This window comes from candidate division WOR-3 bacterium, from assembly GCA_029858255.1.
Lineage (GTDB): Bacteria > Hydrothermota > Tepidihabitantia > SM23-42 > SM23-42 > SM23-42.
Window position 1 is genome coordinate 1 of the sequence record JAOUFJ010000034.1, and the last position, 16,605, is coordinate 16,605.

General features: G+C 46.5%; 15 protein-coding genes. 14 read left to right on the top strand and 1 reads right to left on the bottom strand.

Annotation, left to right across the window (positions count from 1 at the left end; all coding sequences use genetic code 11):
* Nucleotides 1-177 precede the first annotated feature (177 nt).
* The 14 genes from OEV79_10890 to OEV79_10955 all read left to right on the top strand — a co-directional run bounded on the left by OEV79_10890 (nucleotide 178) and on the right by OEV79_10955 (nucleotide 15,952).
* A complete protein-coding gene (locus tag OEV79_10890; protein ID MDH4211939.1) occupies nucleotides 178-1,218 on the top strand; it encodes an NAD(P)-dependent alcohol dehydrogenase in 1,041 nt (346 codons plus the stop codon).
* A 225-nt stretch (nucleotides 1,219-1,443) separates the two neighbouring features.
* On the top strand, nucleotides 1,444-2,106 hold the full coding sequence (locus tag OEV79_10895; GenBank protein ID MDH4211940.1) for a hypothetical protein: 663 nt from the start codon (nucleotides 1,444-1,446) through the stop codon (nucleotides 2,104-2,106).
* A gap of 33 nt (nucleotides 2,107-2,139) precedes the next feature.
* Nucleotides 2,140-3,657: a hypothetical protein gene (locus OEV79_10900; GenBank protein ID MDH4211941.1), complete on the top strand. Its 1,518-nt coding sequence runs from the start codon at nucleotides 2,140-2,142 to the stop codon at nucleotides 3,655-3,657.
* A 452-nt stretch (nucleotides 3,658-4,109) separates the two neighbouring features.
* Nucleotides 4,110-4,997, top strand: coding sequence for an ABC transporter ATP-binding protein (locus OEV79_10905; protein ID MDH4211942.1), 888 nt, complete (start codon nucleotides 4,110-4,112; stop codon nucleotides 4,995-4,997).
* Between the two features lie 86 nt (nucleotides 4,998-5,083).
* The gene (locus OEV79_10910; protein ID MDH4211943.1) at nucleotides 5,084-8,602 is read left to right on the top strand and encodes an ABC transporter permease; all 3,519 of its coding nucleotides are present in this window, start codon (nucleotides 5,084-5,086) and stop codon (nucleotides 8,600-8,602) included.
* Nucleotides 8,603-8,710: 108 nt separating this feature from the next.
* Nucleotides 8,711-9,343, top strand: a complete 633-nt coding sequence (locus OEV79_10915; protein ID MDH4211944.1) for a nuclear transport factor 2 family protein — start codon at nucleotides 8,711-8,713, stop codon at nucleotides 9,341-9,343.
* A 227-nt stretch (nucleotides 9,344-9,570) separates the two neighbouring features.
* A complete protein-coding gene (locus tag OEV79_10920; GenBank protein ID MDH4211945.1) occupies nucleotides 9,571-10,347 on the top strand; it encodes a hypothetical protein in 777 nt (258 codons plus the stop codon).
* 117 nt (nucleotides 10,348-10,464) lie between these two features.
* Nucleotides 10,465-11,145: a proprotein convertase P-domain-containing protein gene (locus OEV79_10925; GenBank protein ID MDH4211946.1), complete on the top strand. Its 681-nt coding sequence runs from the start codon at nucleotides 10,465-10,467 to the stop codon at nucleotides 11,143-11,145.
* 309 nt (nucleotides 11,146-11,454) lie between these two features.
* A complete protein-coding gene (locus OEV79_10930) occupies nucleotides 11,455-12,144 on the top strand; it encodes a proprotein convertase P-domain-containing protein (GenBank protein MDH4211947.1) in 690 nt (229 codons plus the stop codon).
* 593 nt (nucleotides 12,145-12,737) lie between these two features.
* Nucleotides 12,738-13,622 carry an alpha/beta fold hydrolase gene (locus OEV79_10935; GenBank protein ID MDH4211948.1) on the top strand — a complete coding sequence of 295 codons (885 nt, stop codon included), beginning with the start codon at nucleotides 12,738-12,740 and terminating at the stop codon, nucleotides 13,620-13,622.
* 129 nt (nucleotides 13,623-13,751) lie between these two features.
* Nucleotides 13,752-14,132: a hypothetical protein gene (locus OEV79_10940; GenBank protein ID MDH4211949.1), complete on the top strand. Its 381-nt coding sequence runs from the start codon at nucleotides 13,752-13,754 to the stop codon at nucleotides 14,130-14,132.
* A gap of 175 nt (nucleotides 14,133-14,307) precedes the next feature.
* Complete coding sequence (locus OEV79_10945; GenBank protein ID MDH4211950.1) at nucleotides 14,308-14,718, top strand: hypothetical protein; 411 nt, start codon at nucleotides 14,308-14,310, stop codon at nucleotides 14,716-14,718.
* An 83-nt stretch (nucleotides 14,719-14,801) separates the two neighbouring features.
* On the top strand, nucleotides 14,802-15,371 hold the full coding sequence (locus OEV79_10950) for a class I SAM-dependent methyltransferase (GenBank protein MDH4211951.1): 570 nt from the start codon (nucleotides 14,802-14,804) through the stop codon (nucleotides 15,369-15,371).
* 56 nt (nucleotides 15,372-15,427) lie between these two features.
* Complete coding sequence (locus tag OEV79_10955) at nucleotides 15,428-15,952, top strand: hypothetical protein (protein MDH4211952.1); 525 nt, start codon at nucleotides 15,428-15,430, stop codon at nucleotides 15,950-15,952.
* A 280-nt stretch (nucleotides 15,953-16,232) separates the two neighbouring features.
* Here the strand turns inward: OEV79_10955 and OEV79_10960 are convergent.
* On the bottom strand, nucleotides 16,233-16,605 hold a 373-nt coding region (locus tag OEV79_10960; protein ID MDH4211953.1), incomplete at its 5' end, for a T9SS type A sorting domain-containing protein.

The following is a 16,605-nucleotide window of genomic DNA, read 5'->3' on the forward strand; positions in this document are numbered from 1 at the left end:
TACTTCCGTTAGCCCCGTTAATATCGTTGATTGACTGAGATTGCTTCGTCGCTTCGCTCCTCGCAATGACGGCATGGAGTGTGTAGTGTGGGAAGTGAGTCGGGAGTTTGTCAGCATGTTTTGTTGACATTGACTCCATTCTGTCTTAGAATATCGTGACTCAGCAGAGGAGGAATAATGAAAACCGTAGAATCTCCCTCGACCATCCGGGCATATGTGGCGATGGAACGGGGGAAAACCCTCGAACTTAAATCCCTTGAAGCCCCTAAATTGGGGGATAATGATGTCCGCGTATCTGTTACTCACTGTGGTGTCTGTCATACTGATGTCAGTGCTATTGATGATTATTATGATATAACAAATTATCCTTTTGTGCCCGGGCATGAAGTCGTCGGGTACATATCGGAGGTGGGACGCGCTGCATCTGGTTTTAAGGAAGGCGACAGAGTCGGTGTTGGTTGGCAGGGTCGTTCCTGCATGAAATGCGAATGGTGTTTGAAGGGAGAGGAACAACTCTGCATGGATATTGTAAAGTCGGCAACATGGGATCCCTACGGCGGGTTCTCTTCTTCTATCATTGCGGATAGCCGGTTTACATACCAACTTCCTCAAGCCATGCGTCCCGAGGTTGCGGCTGTCCTTCTGTGTGCCGGCGTTACGGTCTATTCTCCGCTCAGAACCTATGCAAAAAAAGGAACTGCTCCAAAGATCGGTATTGTCGGCGTTGGAGGTTTGGGCCATCTTGCGCTCCAGTTCGCTCACGCACTTGGGTATGAAGTCACGGCTATTTCCTCATCTCCAAAGAAAAAGGAGGAAGCGCTTGCCTTCGGTGCAGACCACTTCATTGATTCAAACGACCGAGATAGCTTGCGAAGGGTTGAGTTCGAGTACGACTTGCTACTATGTACATCGAGCGGCGGGCTTAGCTGGTTTTCATTGTTGGAGACTCTAAAGAAAAGAGGAAAGATGGTCTTGGTTGGTTTCCCAATGATTGACTTAAAACCAATTGATATTGTGTCGCACGAGCTTTCGATCACTGGCTCGTTCCTGGGAAACCGCGCTATAATGAAGGAAGTATTGGAGTTCGCGCAGGCACAGGGCATTACGCCCAAAGTTGAGCTGATGCCCATGTCTCAAGTAAATGAGGCGCTTCAACGAGTTAAGGAGAACAAGGCACGCTATCGGATCGTTTTGGTTAATGAGGGAGCAGAGTCGTAAGTCAGTTTACACAACCAACCTGGTATATATTGAAGCGTTGAGACCGTCATTTTCGCTATAATAACAAAGCGAATTTACACAAAAATCGTTTGGTTCGTTATTTTCGTTACTTCCGCTAATACCGCTTGCCGTGATGCGGAAAGCGTTTGGCGTATAGCGTCCATCGTCTTGACATTCAATTCATATACTCTAAAATAGCTCAGCGTAGATTTGGGAGGAGGTATTATGAGGCGTATGTTAATTATTGTTACTCTATTTTCATTGTTGATAAACTGCAGCTATTCTCTACAAAAATACAGGATCTACGAGCGGGGTGAGATTATTACTCTTCATGAAAGTGTGGGAGAATGCATCGATGTCAGAGAACGACAAGAGTACGATCTGTTTCCCCTTGTCAGCGATTTCGTGGAGGCACGCTTCTACGATATTCCAAATAGTGGATGTGAAATCAGGTTGATGACAGACATGGGAGATTTCAGAGGAGAGTTCAGAGTAACGAGTAGAGATCCGCTCACTGTGGATATATTGAGTGAGTACATCAATACGTCGAAAGAATCTGCGTTTTCAAAGAAGGATTTTGAAACGAAATGGCGCATACTTGATTATGATAGCGTCGGCCTGCCGATTACGGAAATCGAGGTCAATCGCGTAAGGAGGAAGAATTTCAGGTATATTTTTGGTGGCGTCGGTCTCGTTACGGGTGGTTTCTTCGGCTATTTCATAATTGCCTCAACACTTGGGGAGGATTGGGTACTTTCATGGCCTGGAGCACTAATAGGAAGCGTAGCAGGATGGATAACGGGTTGGAAAACAGTGGGTAAAGATATTGATGAGAAGGAGGCAATCAAGGCGATAAAACGAGCGCGCCAGCCGGTGTTGGTGAATTAGCGAGAAAGCATATTGTATAATAAAGGAGGAGATATGCTGTGTAAAAGAACGGTGGTATTTGTAACGCTTGTTTGTTTTGTAGTATGCACACACGGATGCTATACAGCTCGTGAGATCTCAATACAGGAGTTAGAAGAAAAACCAGAATACACGATTCATAAAATTGTCACGAAAAATAATGAAATCTACGAATTCCGTGATGGTGGACAATTGATCGACGATGTGATTGTAGGTTACGTTGAGGATGGGAGATTCATAGAAATTCCTGTTGAGGAGGTCAAGACCGTATACATCGGGAAATTTGGAGTCTCGAAGACCGGTAAGCAGATTGTGGTTGGATGTCTGGCCGTTGCAGCGATTGGTGGAATAGTGGGTATGATTGTGCTTATTAGTGCTCTGAATGATCTTCCTGAATCATGTCCATTTATCCATTCGTGTAACGGCACGAAATATATTCTGGACGGTGAGCCTTACGGTGGTGCTGTTTGTCAGGGGCTGCAGCGTACTGATTATTGCCGCTTGGAAAACCTGAAGCCCGTTGAGGGCGAATACCGTATTCTGCTTGCCAATGAATTGAATGAAATTCAATATACTGACGAGTTCAAACTCTTGATTGTCGATCACTCGAAGGATGTAACAGTATGTCAGGATGCAGATGGTCATTTTTATACGCTGGGCGATATGCGGAAGCCTTTGCATATCACTGATGCGGATGGTCATGACCAGTACCAATTGCTCTCTGCCGAAGATTGTTTGCTGTGGACATCCAGCCTTGATCATAGAGAGATAGATGCATCGAAACACCTGCGGGATACTCTTTTCATTAATTTCCCGAGGCCATGTCAACATGATAAAGCCAAGCTCATCGTTAGCGGCTGTAATACGATATGGGGTTCCCACATGCTGAGGCAAATGGTTAGTCTTTTCGGTAATCAGACTACAACATGGTATGAAGAGATGATGACTGCGCAATGGCAGCAAATGATTGAGGAATGGAACGACCAAGTTGAACTGTATCAGCTGCAGGTCTATGTGCGGGAGGAAGACGGATGGACGCACCGAGGTGAGATCATGGGTGGAGGACCTTTTGTGTCTGAGACCCGGGTCGTTCCGCTTGATTTGACACGTGTGGAGGGAGATTCAGTGATGATACGTTTGATGCCACCATCGGGATTCTGGCAATTCAACATGTTTTCCATTGAGTACTCAGAAGATTTGCCCATACAAGTCCAGGAGGTTTCGGCAACAGAAGCTACAGCACATGACGGTAGAGATGTTCGTGACAAACTGGAAAGCACAGATGCTGAATACTATGTGATGCCCGAGACTGGCCAACAAGCGTACCTGGTCTTCCCTGCTCCTGAATTACGTCCAGATCTGAAAAGAACGATTTATGCGAAAGTGTCGGGCTATTACGATTTGAAGATAGAAACGGAGGAGCCTCCACAATACGCTGAGATATACAGGATATTAACAGAACCTGATTATGGTGTGACCTTTTCGAACGAAGAGTACCTTAGAATTATTAACCAGCACGCATCTTCGCAATAACAGGCGTAGTAAGTAAGTCATAAGTCAACACCACCAACCTGTCGTAGATCCTGCCGCAGGTAAGGGCTATATTTTGGATTGTTGAGACTGTTATTATCGTTAATCTCGCTAAATAACGATACTTGATGCTCGAGACTTGATGCTGGATAAAAGATCGTTACTTTCGTTTGGTTCGCTATTATCGTTAGTTTCGTTTAGATGCTCAGCTTCTAGTATTCGTAGCCTCTCAATTTCAGTTTTGTTGTAACCTCTTACCATCTTATCTTCCGAGGTTCTGCTTTTGATTGTTCTCAACTTCTGAGTCTCTGAGCTTCCGAAGTTCCGTCGTTCTCAGCTTCTGAGGTTCAGGGGTTCTTAGCTTCCTGTCGTTAGGCGTCGTACATGCAACAATATCACGCTTTCTTACGTATAACTTACTATACAGGTATAGTTGACCTACGTGAGGAGGAGTGATGGAGTTGGCGATCAATAGTCTTTCCAAGACATATCCTAATGGCGTTCAGGCGCTCAAGAACGTTTCCCTGAACATTTCGACCGGCATGTTCGGGCTGCTCGGACCGAACGGTGCGGGAAAATCAACGCTCATGCGCACCATTGCAACCCTGCAGGAGGCGGATGAGGGGACGATCCAGCTTAATGGTATCGACGTGCTCAAAGAAAAGCATAAGGTCAGAGAGTTGCTTGGCTATTTACCACAGGAATTCGGCATCTACCCAGAGGTAACTGCCGAGCATATGCTCGACCATATTGCCGTACTCAAGGGCATTCATAATAAGAAAGAACGCAAAACTCTGATAAACGACCTGCTACACCAAACCAATCTGTGGGACCTGCGCAGGACGCGTCTCGGTGAGTTTTCCGGCGGTACGAAGCAACGGTTCGGCATTGCTCAGGCACTGCTCGGCAATCCCCAGCTGGTCATTGTCGATGAGCCGACTGCTGGTCTTGACCCCCAGGAGAGAAACCGTTTTCACAATATCCTTAGTGAGATCGGAGAGCATGTGGTGGTGATCCTCTCGACCCATATAGTCGATGATGTGAGCGAACTCTGCACGAACATGGCGATAATCCATGAGGGAGAACTTCTGCTTACAGCCGAGCCGCTCAAGGCAATGAATGAGTTGAAGGGGAAGATCTGGTCAAAGGTGATTTCCAAGAAGGAATTTCCCGAGTACGGGAAAAAATTCGAGATCGTCATGACACGGCTGTTTGCCGGAAAGATCGTGATCCACGTCTTGAGCGACAACCGACCAGACGACACGTTCAAGATGGTGGAGCCTGAACTGGAAGACGTCTATTTCACGACCATAAACAAAAATTCAGCGCCGGTTACGGCATAACCGCGGGGACCGCCATGTTCCGCGAGATATTTTTATTTGAACTAAAGTACCGGTTCACGAGAGTATCCACATATATCTACTTCATCATGTTCTTTGCGTTCGCTTTTTTCGCGACGATCTCGGTCGGCGGTGCGTTCCGGGGCGCCAATGTCGTTATCGGTGGTGCCGGTGAGGGCAAGGTGCTTGCCAATGCCCCTTACGCAGTCGGTTTGCTCATCTCAATGCTGGTATACTTCGGTATGCTGGTGATCGCAGCGGTCATGGGAAATGCCGGGTACCGCGATTTCCAGCGCGATACGCATTCTTTCTTTTTTTCTTATCCCATAAGTAAAGCGGATTATTTCTGCGGACGCTTCCTTGGCGCGTTCGTCGTGCTCTTCGCCATCTTTCTGAGCGTCGGTATCGGTGCTATCGTTGGCAGCCTGATGCCGTTCGTCATGCCCGAGAAATTCGCGCCGTTTCGCCTCATCGTTTACATTCAACCATACTTGATCCATGTGTTGCCCAACCTATTCTTCAGTGGTGCCGTTTTCTTTGCTCTGGCGGTCACGCAAAGAAAACGCATGCCTGTTTTCGTTGCCTGCGTTGCCATTCTTGTGGGCTATCTCATGTCGGCTAACCTACTCATGAACCTCGAAGCCAAGGTTTTTGCGAGTGTCATCGACCCGTTCGGTGCGAATACGGCAAGGTATATTACTGAATACTGGTCGGTTGCCGAAAAGAATACCCTGCTCATGCCACTCAGCGGGGTCGTATTATGGAACCGTGTTTTATGGAGCGCGATCGGTGTGGCAATGCTCGTGTTCGGATATATGAAGTTTAAGCCGACATTTGTGACGTCTGAGCGGAAAAAGAGATCAGAAGCCGTTGAGGCGCAAGAGCCTGAAGTCTCAACGTCATACATGGCATTGCCGGCTGTAACCAGACAGTTTTCAATGGGCGCTGGCATACGTCAACTACTCGGGCAGATAAAGATCGAATTTTTCGGCATCGTCAAGAACCTCTATTTTATCGTAATCGTCGCACTCGGGGTCGGTTTCATCATGGTGGTGGGTTTTGAGAACATTGGACAGATCTACGGCGCGACCACATACCCCGTTACATACGAAGTGCTTGAGCTCACCGCCGGCACATTTACTCTGTTCATGGTCGTTATCATCGTGCTGTTTTCCGGTGAACTTGTATGGCGCGAGCGTGACAAAAATGTTGCGCAGATATACGATTCTTTGCCGGTTCCGGATTGGCTCTCGTTCTTATCAAAACTTAGTGCACTTGCACTGGTCACGGCAGTGCTTTTGTTCGTGGTCATGCTGTGCGGGATATTCATACAGGCGGTTCTTGGCTATTACAACTTTGAAATCGGTCAATATTTGAAAGAATTGTATGGGTTGCGCTTCATCGAACTGGTGTGGTACTGTGTCCTGGCGTTGTTCGTCCAGGTGCTGGTCAATAACAAGTACATCGGTCATTTTGTCATGGTCGCTTTCTACATAATCATCATTTCAGCGATAGGTTTCGGACTGCAGCACAGCCTGTACTTGTTCGCCGAAGGGCCTGGTTATACGTATTCAGACATGAACGGCTATGGTCATTACCTGTCGTCGGCAGTGTGGATCAGACTGTACTGGACTGCTTTTTCCCTTCTCCTCGCGCTCGCTGCGAATCTTTTCTGGGTGCGGGGGCAGGAAGCGAACGTGAGAATCCGTCTGCAACATTTTTTGCAGAGGTTCGCTCCAGGTAAGCGTATCGCGGCAACTATTTTCTTGTTTGTTTTTATCGCAACCGGCGGGTTCATTTATTACAACACAAACGTGCTGAACGCGTACAGGATCAATAAGCACGTTAAGTATGATAAGGCCGAGTATGAAAAACGCTACAGTAAGTTCCACGGCATCGCGCAGCCGCGCATAACCGATGTAAAGACGCATGTCGATATTTACGCGAGTGAACGGAGAGTTCGTATCACTGGAGATTATTCACTGCAGAACCGGACATACATGCCGATCGATTCCGTGCACATACTTCTGCAGCATGAGCCGGTTGCGCAGAATATCGTTTTCAGAAGGCCTTTTACTGTGGCTCTTGAGGATGATAAGTATGGATACTATATATATAAATTCGAAGAACCGCTCATGCCCGGCGATACTACGACATTGACTTTTCATCTGGAATACACGGAAAGGGGTTTTAAGAATAATAACCCGAACGTTGATATCGTGTACAATGGAACTTTCATTAACAATCAAGATTACTTCCCACGCATCGGTTATAACCGGGAGCTCGAACTGGTCGAGGATCACGAGCGCAAGCAATACGAGTTGGAACCGCGCCAGCGGATGGCACCGGTCGACGATAGGCAGGCAAGGATGAACAATTATGTCTCGTACGATGGGGATTGGATCTCGCTGGATGCAGTGGTAAGCACGGATAGGGACCAGATCGGTATAGCACCCGGGTATCTTGTCGAAGAGTGGGAGGATGAGGACCGGAACTACTATCGTTATGTTATGGATCATAGATTCATCAATCTCTACGGATTTTTGTCAGGAAGATACGAAGTACGACGCGATGCGTGGCACGACGTAAGTATCGAAGTGTATTATAATAAGGGACACGAGTACAATATCGACCGGTTCATACATTCCATCAAGAGATCGCTCGAATATTTCACCGAGCATTTCGGCCCGTACCAGCACCGGCTTGTCCGGGTTGTCGAGTTCCCGCGGTATCAGGAATTTGCACAGAGCCTGACCGCAACCATTCCGTATTCAGAGGGTATTGGGTTCATCGCCAGGATTGATGAAGATGATGTTGATTATCCGTTCGCCTTGACCGCCCATGAAGTAGCACATCAGTGGTGGGCGCACCAACTTGTTTCGGCTGACGTGCGGGGGGCGACCGTCATGTCCGAAGTACTTTCTCAGTATTCCTCGCTCATGGTGTGCAGGCAGGAATTTAGTGAGAAGTTGGTGAGGAAACTGCTCGAGCATGAATTGGATAGTTATTTGCGTAGCCGGGGAAACGAGCGTTTGAAAGAAGTTCCGCTCATGCTCGTTGAAAATCAAGGATACCTGCACTATCGCAAGGGCATGGTGGTCATGAACGCGCTCCAGGATTATATCGGCGAGGAGCGTTTGAATCGCGCTCTGGCAGATTACCTGAGGGCTTTTGCCTACCAGGAACCGCCATTCACCAATTCCGTTGAATTCCTGGGATATATACGGCAGGTTGTTCCCGACAGTCTACAGTATATTGTCACTGATATGTTCGAGACGATCACGCTGTACGAGAATAAAGCAGCAGAAGCAACGTATGAGCCGCTGGATAACGGAAAGTACCGGGTTCATGTATCGGTGAGCGCCCACAAAATGCGTGCTGATGAACTCGGTAACGAGGTTGAAATTCCGATCAGGGACTACATAGATATCGGCGTGCTGGGTGAGGATGATGCTGAACTATATTTGAGCAAACATCTGATCGACAAACCGGAAATGGAATTCACGATCGTCGTCGATGAAAAACCCGTGAGAGCAGGTATCGACCCGTACCACAAACTAATCGACCGTTTGATCGCAGATAACACGATGAAGGTGGCGGAACGGTAGACGAACACCCGAAAACGCAGTGTCGCCGTAGCGCCTCGGGTTAGATATGTAACATCCGAATTCAGTTGGCAGTATGAATATGGCAATTCCTAAAGGATGGAGGGAAAAATGAAAATTGCGAAACAGATTCTAAAGGTCATTTTCATTTCTGTCTTATTATATTCGGTAATGACTGTGCTTCGTCATTCACACAAGGAGTATTATGAGGCGAAAGATGAATATATATTTGCTTACGGCAACGCTTCTGATAGTGTTAGATCAGAGATTATCGAGCAATTATATAGGTTTCAAGATGGGTATACAAATCGGGACACATCTCAATTAGAATCTTTCATGGAACAACTGTTCTCAAAAGAAAACATTTTAGTTCTCGGCACAATGCCCAATGAAATACTAATCGGTCATAAGGAAGTCTCACGATTGATTCTTAGCGATTGGAGATCATGGGGAGATTGTACCTTTCTGATGAATAATGCTCATATCTCAAAATCGGGGAACGTAGCATGGATCTCAACCATTGGTTATGTGAAATTCGACATGTCACGGTTTTTGGTCTTGCCTTTACGACTATCCGCAGTGATGGTCAAGGAAGATCTTATCTGGAAATTTCAATACATGCAATTTCAATTTGATCTGGATTTAAGTTTTCTCCTCTTAACCATAGTGCTCTTGATAATCTGGCTATCGGCGAGTCTTGTATCTTTGGCAATCATGACCGTAAAAAGGATAAGAAGCCAATAATCTGCAAATAACATAGGGCATACTCTTAGAAACGGAGACGGGGAGACACGGAGAAACGGAGCACTTACAACTGGAGACATGCTTGCGTCCCGCAATCTGAAGTCACGCTTCCCTGATAATATGGCAACTGCACGCTGCAAGCCAAAGTGGCTGTCAGATAATATCACCCAAGCTTCGATTCTAATTGACATTAAAGGGTGGTTTTGCATAATTGAGACGGAGAAACCGTGAATAAAAAAGTTGGTTGTATTGTGTTGATTGCACTACTAAGTATTGTCTTTGGATATGGAGAGAATGAGCTGCTTGACGATTATCTGCCTTTCAGCTTCAGAGTGAGGAACGGTGAGCTGGTAGGGAATTCCGAATATCTGGAAGGATTTACTTTTTCAATGAACCTGCCGCCGGATTTTCGTGAGAGCCCATTTGACAGAGAAAAATTGTTTTCCATTGTTCGCGAGCAGAATATCACCGGCACACTAACCTACCCAGATGATAGAACAAGCGAGATAGAGTATGAAATCGTGAATTATCGCGGATTTGAAGATATATATATGAAGACAACATTGGGGTATTTTTTGTGGGAGATGTTGGAGGTACGGGATCGTGAATTATCTTTCGCGATATATTGGTGGTATTGTCCTCCGGCCAGGATGGTAGATCTAGAGGCTTTAGAAATGGCGGCGGAGTTACTGGGTGATTCTACTCGCTGGCATAAGATGGATGATAGAAAGTGTGAGGATGATATCGAAAGCGATAAATGGAGTCTTTTTTGTGCCATAAAATATGCGTCGATTCAAACGATGGGTGAGTACAACCATCACAACACCGCAATGCAGGCTCTAAGATCTGCGATCGACGAATTTGCTCCTGGTCATGGTTTTGCACATACATTAATGGATTTCAATAATTTGCCCTCAACTACCCATCATGATATTTTGTATGTCATTGAGAGAGCAAAAGAGAAAATCGAAGAAGAATTAAAGAATCGACCCCGCCTTCGCTAAAGTTGCGGCGGGTTGTGTATTCTCGTTGATGCCGCTGAGAAATCGTGGCTATTCTGTGTTATACTTGTTGACAATATGGCGTGTCCAAGTATACTTCTGACACACAAGGAGGTAAGAGTGAAGATTTTTCTATGGTTGAGCATCGTGATAATCATGGTGTGTCTCAACTGCGGGGGTGAGAATAATGCGCCGGTGATAAACAGCGTAAACGCGAATCCTTCAAGCGTTTATCCTGGCGAGGACGCGACATTGAGCTGCAATGCCGATGATGAGGACGGTGATGTCATAACGTATGAGTGGTCTGCCGAGGCGGGTACACTATCGGCTACAAATCTTTCTTCAGTGATTTGGACCGCGCCGATGGATACGGGCCAATTTGTTATGGAGGTGATCGTCGAAGATGGGGAAGGCTTAGCCGACACGGGGAGTGTTACGGTTACGGTCAACCCGAATTGGGTGTATGGTGAGAATTTGACGGCATATACGATTGGTGCGAATGTCTATACATACAGCGCGATTACTATATCAGGTGCCCCAAGCGGTGCTGCAGTGGATTCGGTGACGATATCTGTCTCAATAAATCATCCGGCTTTTGGTATGCTCGATATATGGCTGGAATCACCAGACGCCGGGCAGTTGATGATCTGGGATGGCAACTATCCTGGTGGAACTGAATCGTACACGACTAATTATTTTGCCGGTGGGGATGTGAACGGTGTCTGGGAATTGAGGTTGTACAGCTCTTTTGTTTCTGGAACGCTTAATTACTGGACGATCACAATCTACTGGACAGTATAGACGAAATCACGTTCGCTACGCGAACTGAAGACACGCTTTTGCTGAGAAACGGTGAACCGGTGCCTCGGTGAACCGGAGACTCTTATGATTGATTCTCGATACTGGATACTTGATAGAAAGATCATTTAGATCGTTACATACTTATTTCGAATTTCGCACTTAATAAATGTTGTTTAGTTCCCTATTTTCGTTACTTCCGTTAGTTGTGTTAGTCAATAAATATACATAAAAGCGTGTGTTGGTTACACGATACTTGTTGACAGTATCGGCGCAGGGACATATACTTCCTGAATAACAAGGGAGGAAAGAGTGAAGATTTTTCTATGGTTAAGCATCGTGGTAATCATGGTGTGTCTCAACTGCGGGGGTGAGAATAATGCGCCGGTGATAAACAGCGTCACTGCGGACCCGTCAAGTGTCTATCCAGGGGAAGACGTGACATTGACCTGTGATGCTGAGGATGAAGACGATGATACAATCACCTATGAGTGGTCTGCCGAGGCCGGTACACTATCTGCCACAGATCTATCTTCGGTGGTCTGGACTGCACCCGATGATTCGGGTCACTTTGTCATGGAAGTGATCGTCGAGGATAAGGAGGGCTTGGCTGACACAGGGGATGTGACGGTTACGGTCAATCCGAATTGGGTGTACGGTGAGAATCTGACACCGTATGGACTTTCGGCAGGTCAGTACACTAACAGCTACATAGGTATTACAGATGCTCCGACTGGAGCAACGGTGGATTCGTTGTCGATTACAGTCAGCGTAACGTTCGGTGCGCCACAGGAGCTCACCATAAGGTTAATATCACCCGAAAATACGCCTCTGATACTCTGGAATTATGGTAACTACCCGGGCGGAACTCAATCGATCACAACTGACTCTTTCGCCGGCGAAGAGGTGAATGGCGCGTGGCGACTGGAGATCTACGGCGGCTTCGGCACCACGACCGGAACGCTTAATTACTGGACGATCACAATCTACTGGACAGTATAGACGAAATCACGTTCGCTGCGCGAACTGAGAACATATCCGCAGTGCGGATTGAAGTCATGTCGCTTCGCTCCTGAAGACACGGTCGCGTTACGACCTGAAAATACGCTTCGCTGAGAAACGGAATACTTATATCGTATTTCGAAATACGAATTTAAACAAATACGTTTGGAACGTTATTCTCGCTAATTGCGTTATTACCGTTACTTTCGTTAGTTCCGTTAAGATCGTTAGTATCGCCATAACGACAAAGCGAATTTGGAATTGCGAATCTACACAAAAAATTTTGGAACGTTATTATCGTCAATTCCGTTAGTATCCCTCAGCTGCTGAAGTTCTGCGCCTCTTATCTTCTTGTCATTAGTCACATGCAGCGTCGGGCGTAAAGGCGTCACGGGGACAGGCACCTTGCGGAGCCAGTCCCCTCGGGCGGATAGCGCGCCAGGCGAGTTTGTCTGAGCACCGACCATACCGTCGTCGTCATTGACATCACCTGGTTGATTAGCATAATTGGGGCGGAGGAATCATCAATAATCCAGTAAATCGTGGTATCTGGTCTCGACTGCAGCAGATCACACTTCAGAGAGGAGGGTCAAGTGATATATCGATCCACGAAATTACAGGGATGCCGTTGTTTTTCGATCATGTTTTCTGGAATTTTGCTTTTCGGTGCGGAAACAATGAATAATGAACCGATCGGTGTCAATTTCAATAGTCACGGATACGTGCTAAAAGGTAAGTTTTTTGCTGCTGAAGGGGAATGCCCGTTTCCGACTGTTTTATTGGTGCAAGGTTTCCCAGGAAATGAAGAGGATGTATTGGGCCTGGGTCAAAGAATCTCTGCGTCCGGTATGAATGCTTTTACCTTTAATTTTAGAGGAACGCATGCGAGCGAAGGAGAGTTTACCTTAGAAGGCTCAGTTGAAGATATAGGGATTGCATTTGAATATCTTCACAAAGAAGAAATTGTAGGGAAATTCAAAATAGATACCTCAAGCATTGTATTGTGCGGCTACAGCTTCGGGGGAGGGATGTCTCTGACATTCGCAGCAAACCACCCTGAAGTAAGTAGGATCATTTCCATCGCAGGAACTGATCATGGAGAATTTGTTAGGGAATATTTGGGAAATGAATCCATGGCCAAAATCCTTAATGAAAGTTTTGATGAGATGAAATCTCCCGAAGGGCCAGTCCGATTTGAGGGGCGTGGGGCATTACAAAAACTCGTTGATAGTGCAGATCTATATGATTTGAGGCTAAGTGCACCTAAACTTGCGGGCAGAGAAATCTTGTTGATCGGGGGTTGGGATGATATGAACGTTACGATTGATAATCACCTATTGCCTTTATACCGAGCTTTAAAAAACGAAAACGGCCGGAATGTCGAATTCTTGGTTTATCAAACAGACCATTCTTTTTCGAACGTCAGAGAGAAACTAGCGGAAGATATAGTAGGGTGGATAATAAAAGGACTGAAATAACAAGGGGCATGGTACGGCATTCCGAAAGTCGAAATTCGAATTGCGAAATTAAAGCAGACGTCAATAGGGAGTTAGTGCTAATGTTCGTATTTGTTACCGGGACTGTTTTAGCCCGGGGGAGGCGGTTCAATGAAGCTTAGAATTTTCCTGAGCATCAATGCTATAATTATGCTATGCCAGGGGGCTTATGCCACGCTGTTACCGACGATAGTCTTATCACAATATGGTGTTTCACATGGTCCGGTGGAGAGTTTCATGGCGCGATATGCCGGGCTTGGGACTTTTATGATGGGTCTGCTGGCTTTGTTTTCCAGGAACATTACCGATCGCAAGGCACAGCGAGCAGTTATCCTCACATTGTTGATTGCCAATGTCATTGGCGTCATCATATCTGTATCGGGCGTGATTTCCGGTGTGATCGGCGCATCCGGATGGCTGGTTGTCGGTTTCTATCTATTCTTTGTTCTAGGCTATGCGTATTTTCTATTTCTGAAACCGAAGACGGCGTAAATAACGGCATTTCGAATCTACATAAAAACGTTTAGAGCGTTATTCTCGCTAATTGCGTTATTTTCGTTAATCCCGCTAATTTCGTTGATTAAGGCAGTTTCGTCGGCGGAGCCAGTGCCCGTGTATGTAGTGTAGATTTCGCTTGACCCCATAAAGTCCGCATATATAATCGCGTATGATATTACTGTTGATGATAGCGCAGTTGCATAGTGGGTATCTGTCAGTGCAAGCGGACCAGGACAGTCTTCCCATATATGTCGATGACGATTACATTGGTGTCACACCCATTGTCCGGTATCCGTTGGCACCAGATGAATACAACGTTGGATTCTTTCCGCAAGACAGCATAGAGCAGGCAAGCTGGCGTCTGAAAGAGGGAAGCATAAGCGCACTCTGGGCAATTGCCAAGTATGGTGAAGGGACAGCGAAGGTGAAAATCGCCCCCGATGCCGTAAGCGCCGTGAAACTTAATTACAAAGATTGCATGGCTGCACCAGGTAAGGCAAAATTGAAGGTTGGTGCATGCCTCGGCGGTGTTTTCCTCCTCGGTTTCGGTACCGCGCTGTTGCTTCAAGCGGTTTTCTAGCCAGACGCCGTGGGGAACAAAGAAGTCCTGTAGATAGGTGAGATTGGCCAGAGGCAAACACGATCTTAATGGAGGATTGTGATATGAGTTCACATAAAACCAAGCGAGATAAGCGCTTTCCGCTCTTTGCACATGACAATCTACTCAGAAGGCTATTCGGGAAGCCTGAAAAGTACTGTTCCTATGTCAAGCAGGGTCAGATGGTTGCCGACCTTGGATGCGGCCCGGGTTATTATACTCTAGCTTTAGCCAAGAGCGTTGGACCTGAAGGTCTGGTATATGCAGTGGATTCGGATGAGAGGGCTGTCTGCGCTGTTGAAAATAAGGCAGCCAAGCATGGGTATAAGAATATTGAAGCTCGTGCTTCATCTGCCGCCGACCTCAGCTTCATCGAAGATGGCTCGGTAGATTTTGTCCTTGCCGATGGTTTGCTGTGTTCCATGGCGCCAACCGATCATGAATCGGCTGTCAGGGAAATAAGGCGCATTATGAAACCACGTGCTAAGGCGTTTCTGAAAGTCGCCAAGGGTTCCATGAGCTACGTGGGTAAGGCCGAATGGGAGATGATCCTTGCAGGATTCGACGTTGAGCAGCGGAATGACGGATCATTCTTAGATGATAGATGGGCAATTGTGTCAAAGAAGACTCGCTAGGCTAACATTTTGTTCTCGCCGACTGTTTTTGTTGAAGAAAAGAGGAGTGTGAGGAAATGACAGAGAATAGAACATATGACTCTTTCCCGGCCTGGATACCGGTCTTATCAACCTTTGTTTCGTTATTGATCTATGCGATCGGTGTATATGTTCTCATTCATTTCGGCATCATAGTCGCAGCCATCTACATATTATATTGCGTCTGGGTTGAGTTGAGGGTGCTCACGAAGAGTTGCGTAAGCTGCTACTACTATGGTAAGGTTTGCGGTCTGGGTCGAGGATTGCTGTGCTCGTTCTTGTTCAAAAAAGGCGATCCCCAGAAGTTCGTAGAGAAAAAGGTAACTTGGAAACAAGTCTTTCCGGACTTTCTTGTATTCATAATTCCGCTGGTTTGCGGCGTGGTATTCCTAATAATGGATTTTTCGTGGCTAATTTTACTCTTGCTGATCGTCATGTTTGTTTTATCATTTGTCGGGAGCGCTGTCATAAGAGGATCATTTGCCTGTAAGTACTGTAGACAAAGAGAGGTCGGCTGTCCGGCAGAGAAGCTATTCAATAAGAAAAAAGCGAATACTAGGTAGCGCATGAGCGCCCTGTTGAGAACCGGGGCTCGCAATGACGTTTCTTGCGGGCGAGTCAAAAGTTAACATCAGCAAGCTGCTATATTCTGTTTACTTTCACTCTTAGCGATGCATTTGGTATGTGCTCGATGCGCCGCTCAACAAACTCGCGACTTACTCGAACAATAATAGAGACCACAGAGTACTTAGGCGTATAGCGTACAGCGTAGAGCGTCCGGTGTCTCCGCAGGTAGCAAGTAGTGAATAAGATCTGGATGTGTATAGGCGATAGTACGACCTCCTATTTTACTAAGATCGATTTTTCTATCATGACATCCTGATCGGCAGCCAAGCGTACAAAATATATCCCGCCCGGGACTACTCTGCCGTTGTTATCAGTGCCGTTCCAGGTGACCATGTGACTCCCGGATACCGTGACGTCATCAACTAGTGTTTTTATGAGTTGTCCTAACGTGCTGTAGACCGAAATGTTCACCGCCATTTCATACGGCAATCCGTAAGTGATCTGAGTCATTTCCCTGAAGGGATTGGGATGGTTCACGCTGAGGGAGACGCGGCTGTGGATAGGCTCTGAACCGTTTTCAAGTATCCCCGGTACTTGAGTGTATTTTATCGTCAGAGAGTCATCCATACCAAGGGGTGACCATCCTCCC

Excerpts from the sequence above, each read along its gene's own strand:
- OEV79_10905 (MDH4211942.1), top strand. The coding sequence starts at position 4,110 with ATGGAGTTGGCGATCAATAGTCTTTCCAAGACATATCCTAATGGCGTT.
- OEV79_10910 (MDH4211943.1), top strand. The coding sequence starts at position 5,084 with ATGTTCTTTGCGTTCGCTTTTTTCGCGACGATCTCGGTCGGCGGTGCG.
- OEV79_10950 (MDH4211951.1), top strand. The coding sequence starts at position 14,802 with ATGAGTTCACATAAAACCAAGCGAGATAAGCGCTTTCCGCTCTTTGCA.
- OEV79_10890 (MDH4211939.1), top strand. The coding sequence starts at position 178 with ATGAAAACCGTAGAATCTCCCTCGACCATCCGGGCATATGTGGCGATG.
- OEV79_10955 (MDH4211952.1), top strand. The coding sequence starts at position 15,428 with ATGACAGAGAATAGAACATATGACTCTTTCCCGGCCTGGATACCGGTC.
- OEV79_10945 (MDH4211950.1), top strand. The coding sequence starts at position 14,308 with ATGATATTACTGTTGATGATAGCGCAGTTGCATAGTGGGTATCTGTCA.
- OEV79_10940 (MDH4211949.1), top strand. The coding sequence starts at position 13,752 with ATGAAGCTTAGAATTTTCCTGAGCATCAATGCTATAATTATGCTATGC.
- OEV79_10895 (MDH4211940.1), top strand. The coding sequence starts at position 1,444 with ATGAGGCGTATGTTAATTATTGTTACTCTATTTTCATTGTTGATAAAC.
- OEV79_10900 (MDH4211941.1), top strand. The coding sequence starts at position 2,140 with ATGCTGTGTAAAAGAACGGTGGTATTTGTAACGCTTGTTTGTTTTGTA.
- OEV79_10915 (MDH4211944.1), top strand. The coding sequence starts at position 8,711 with ATGAAAATTGCGAAACAGATTCTAAAGGTCATTTTCATTTCTGTCTTA.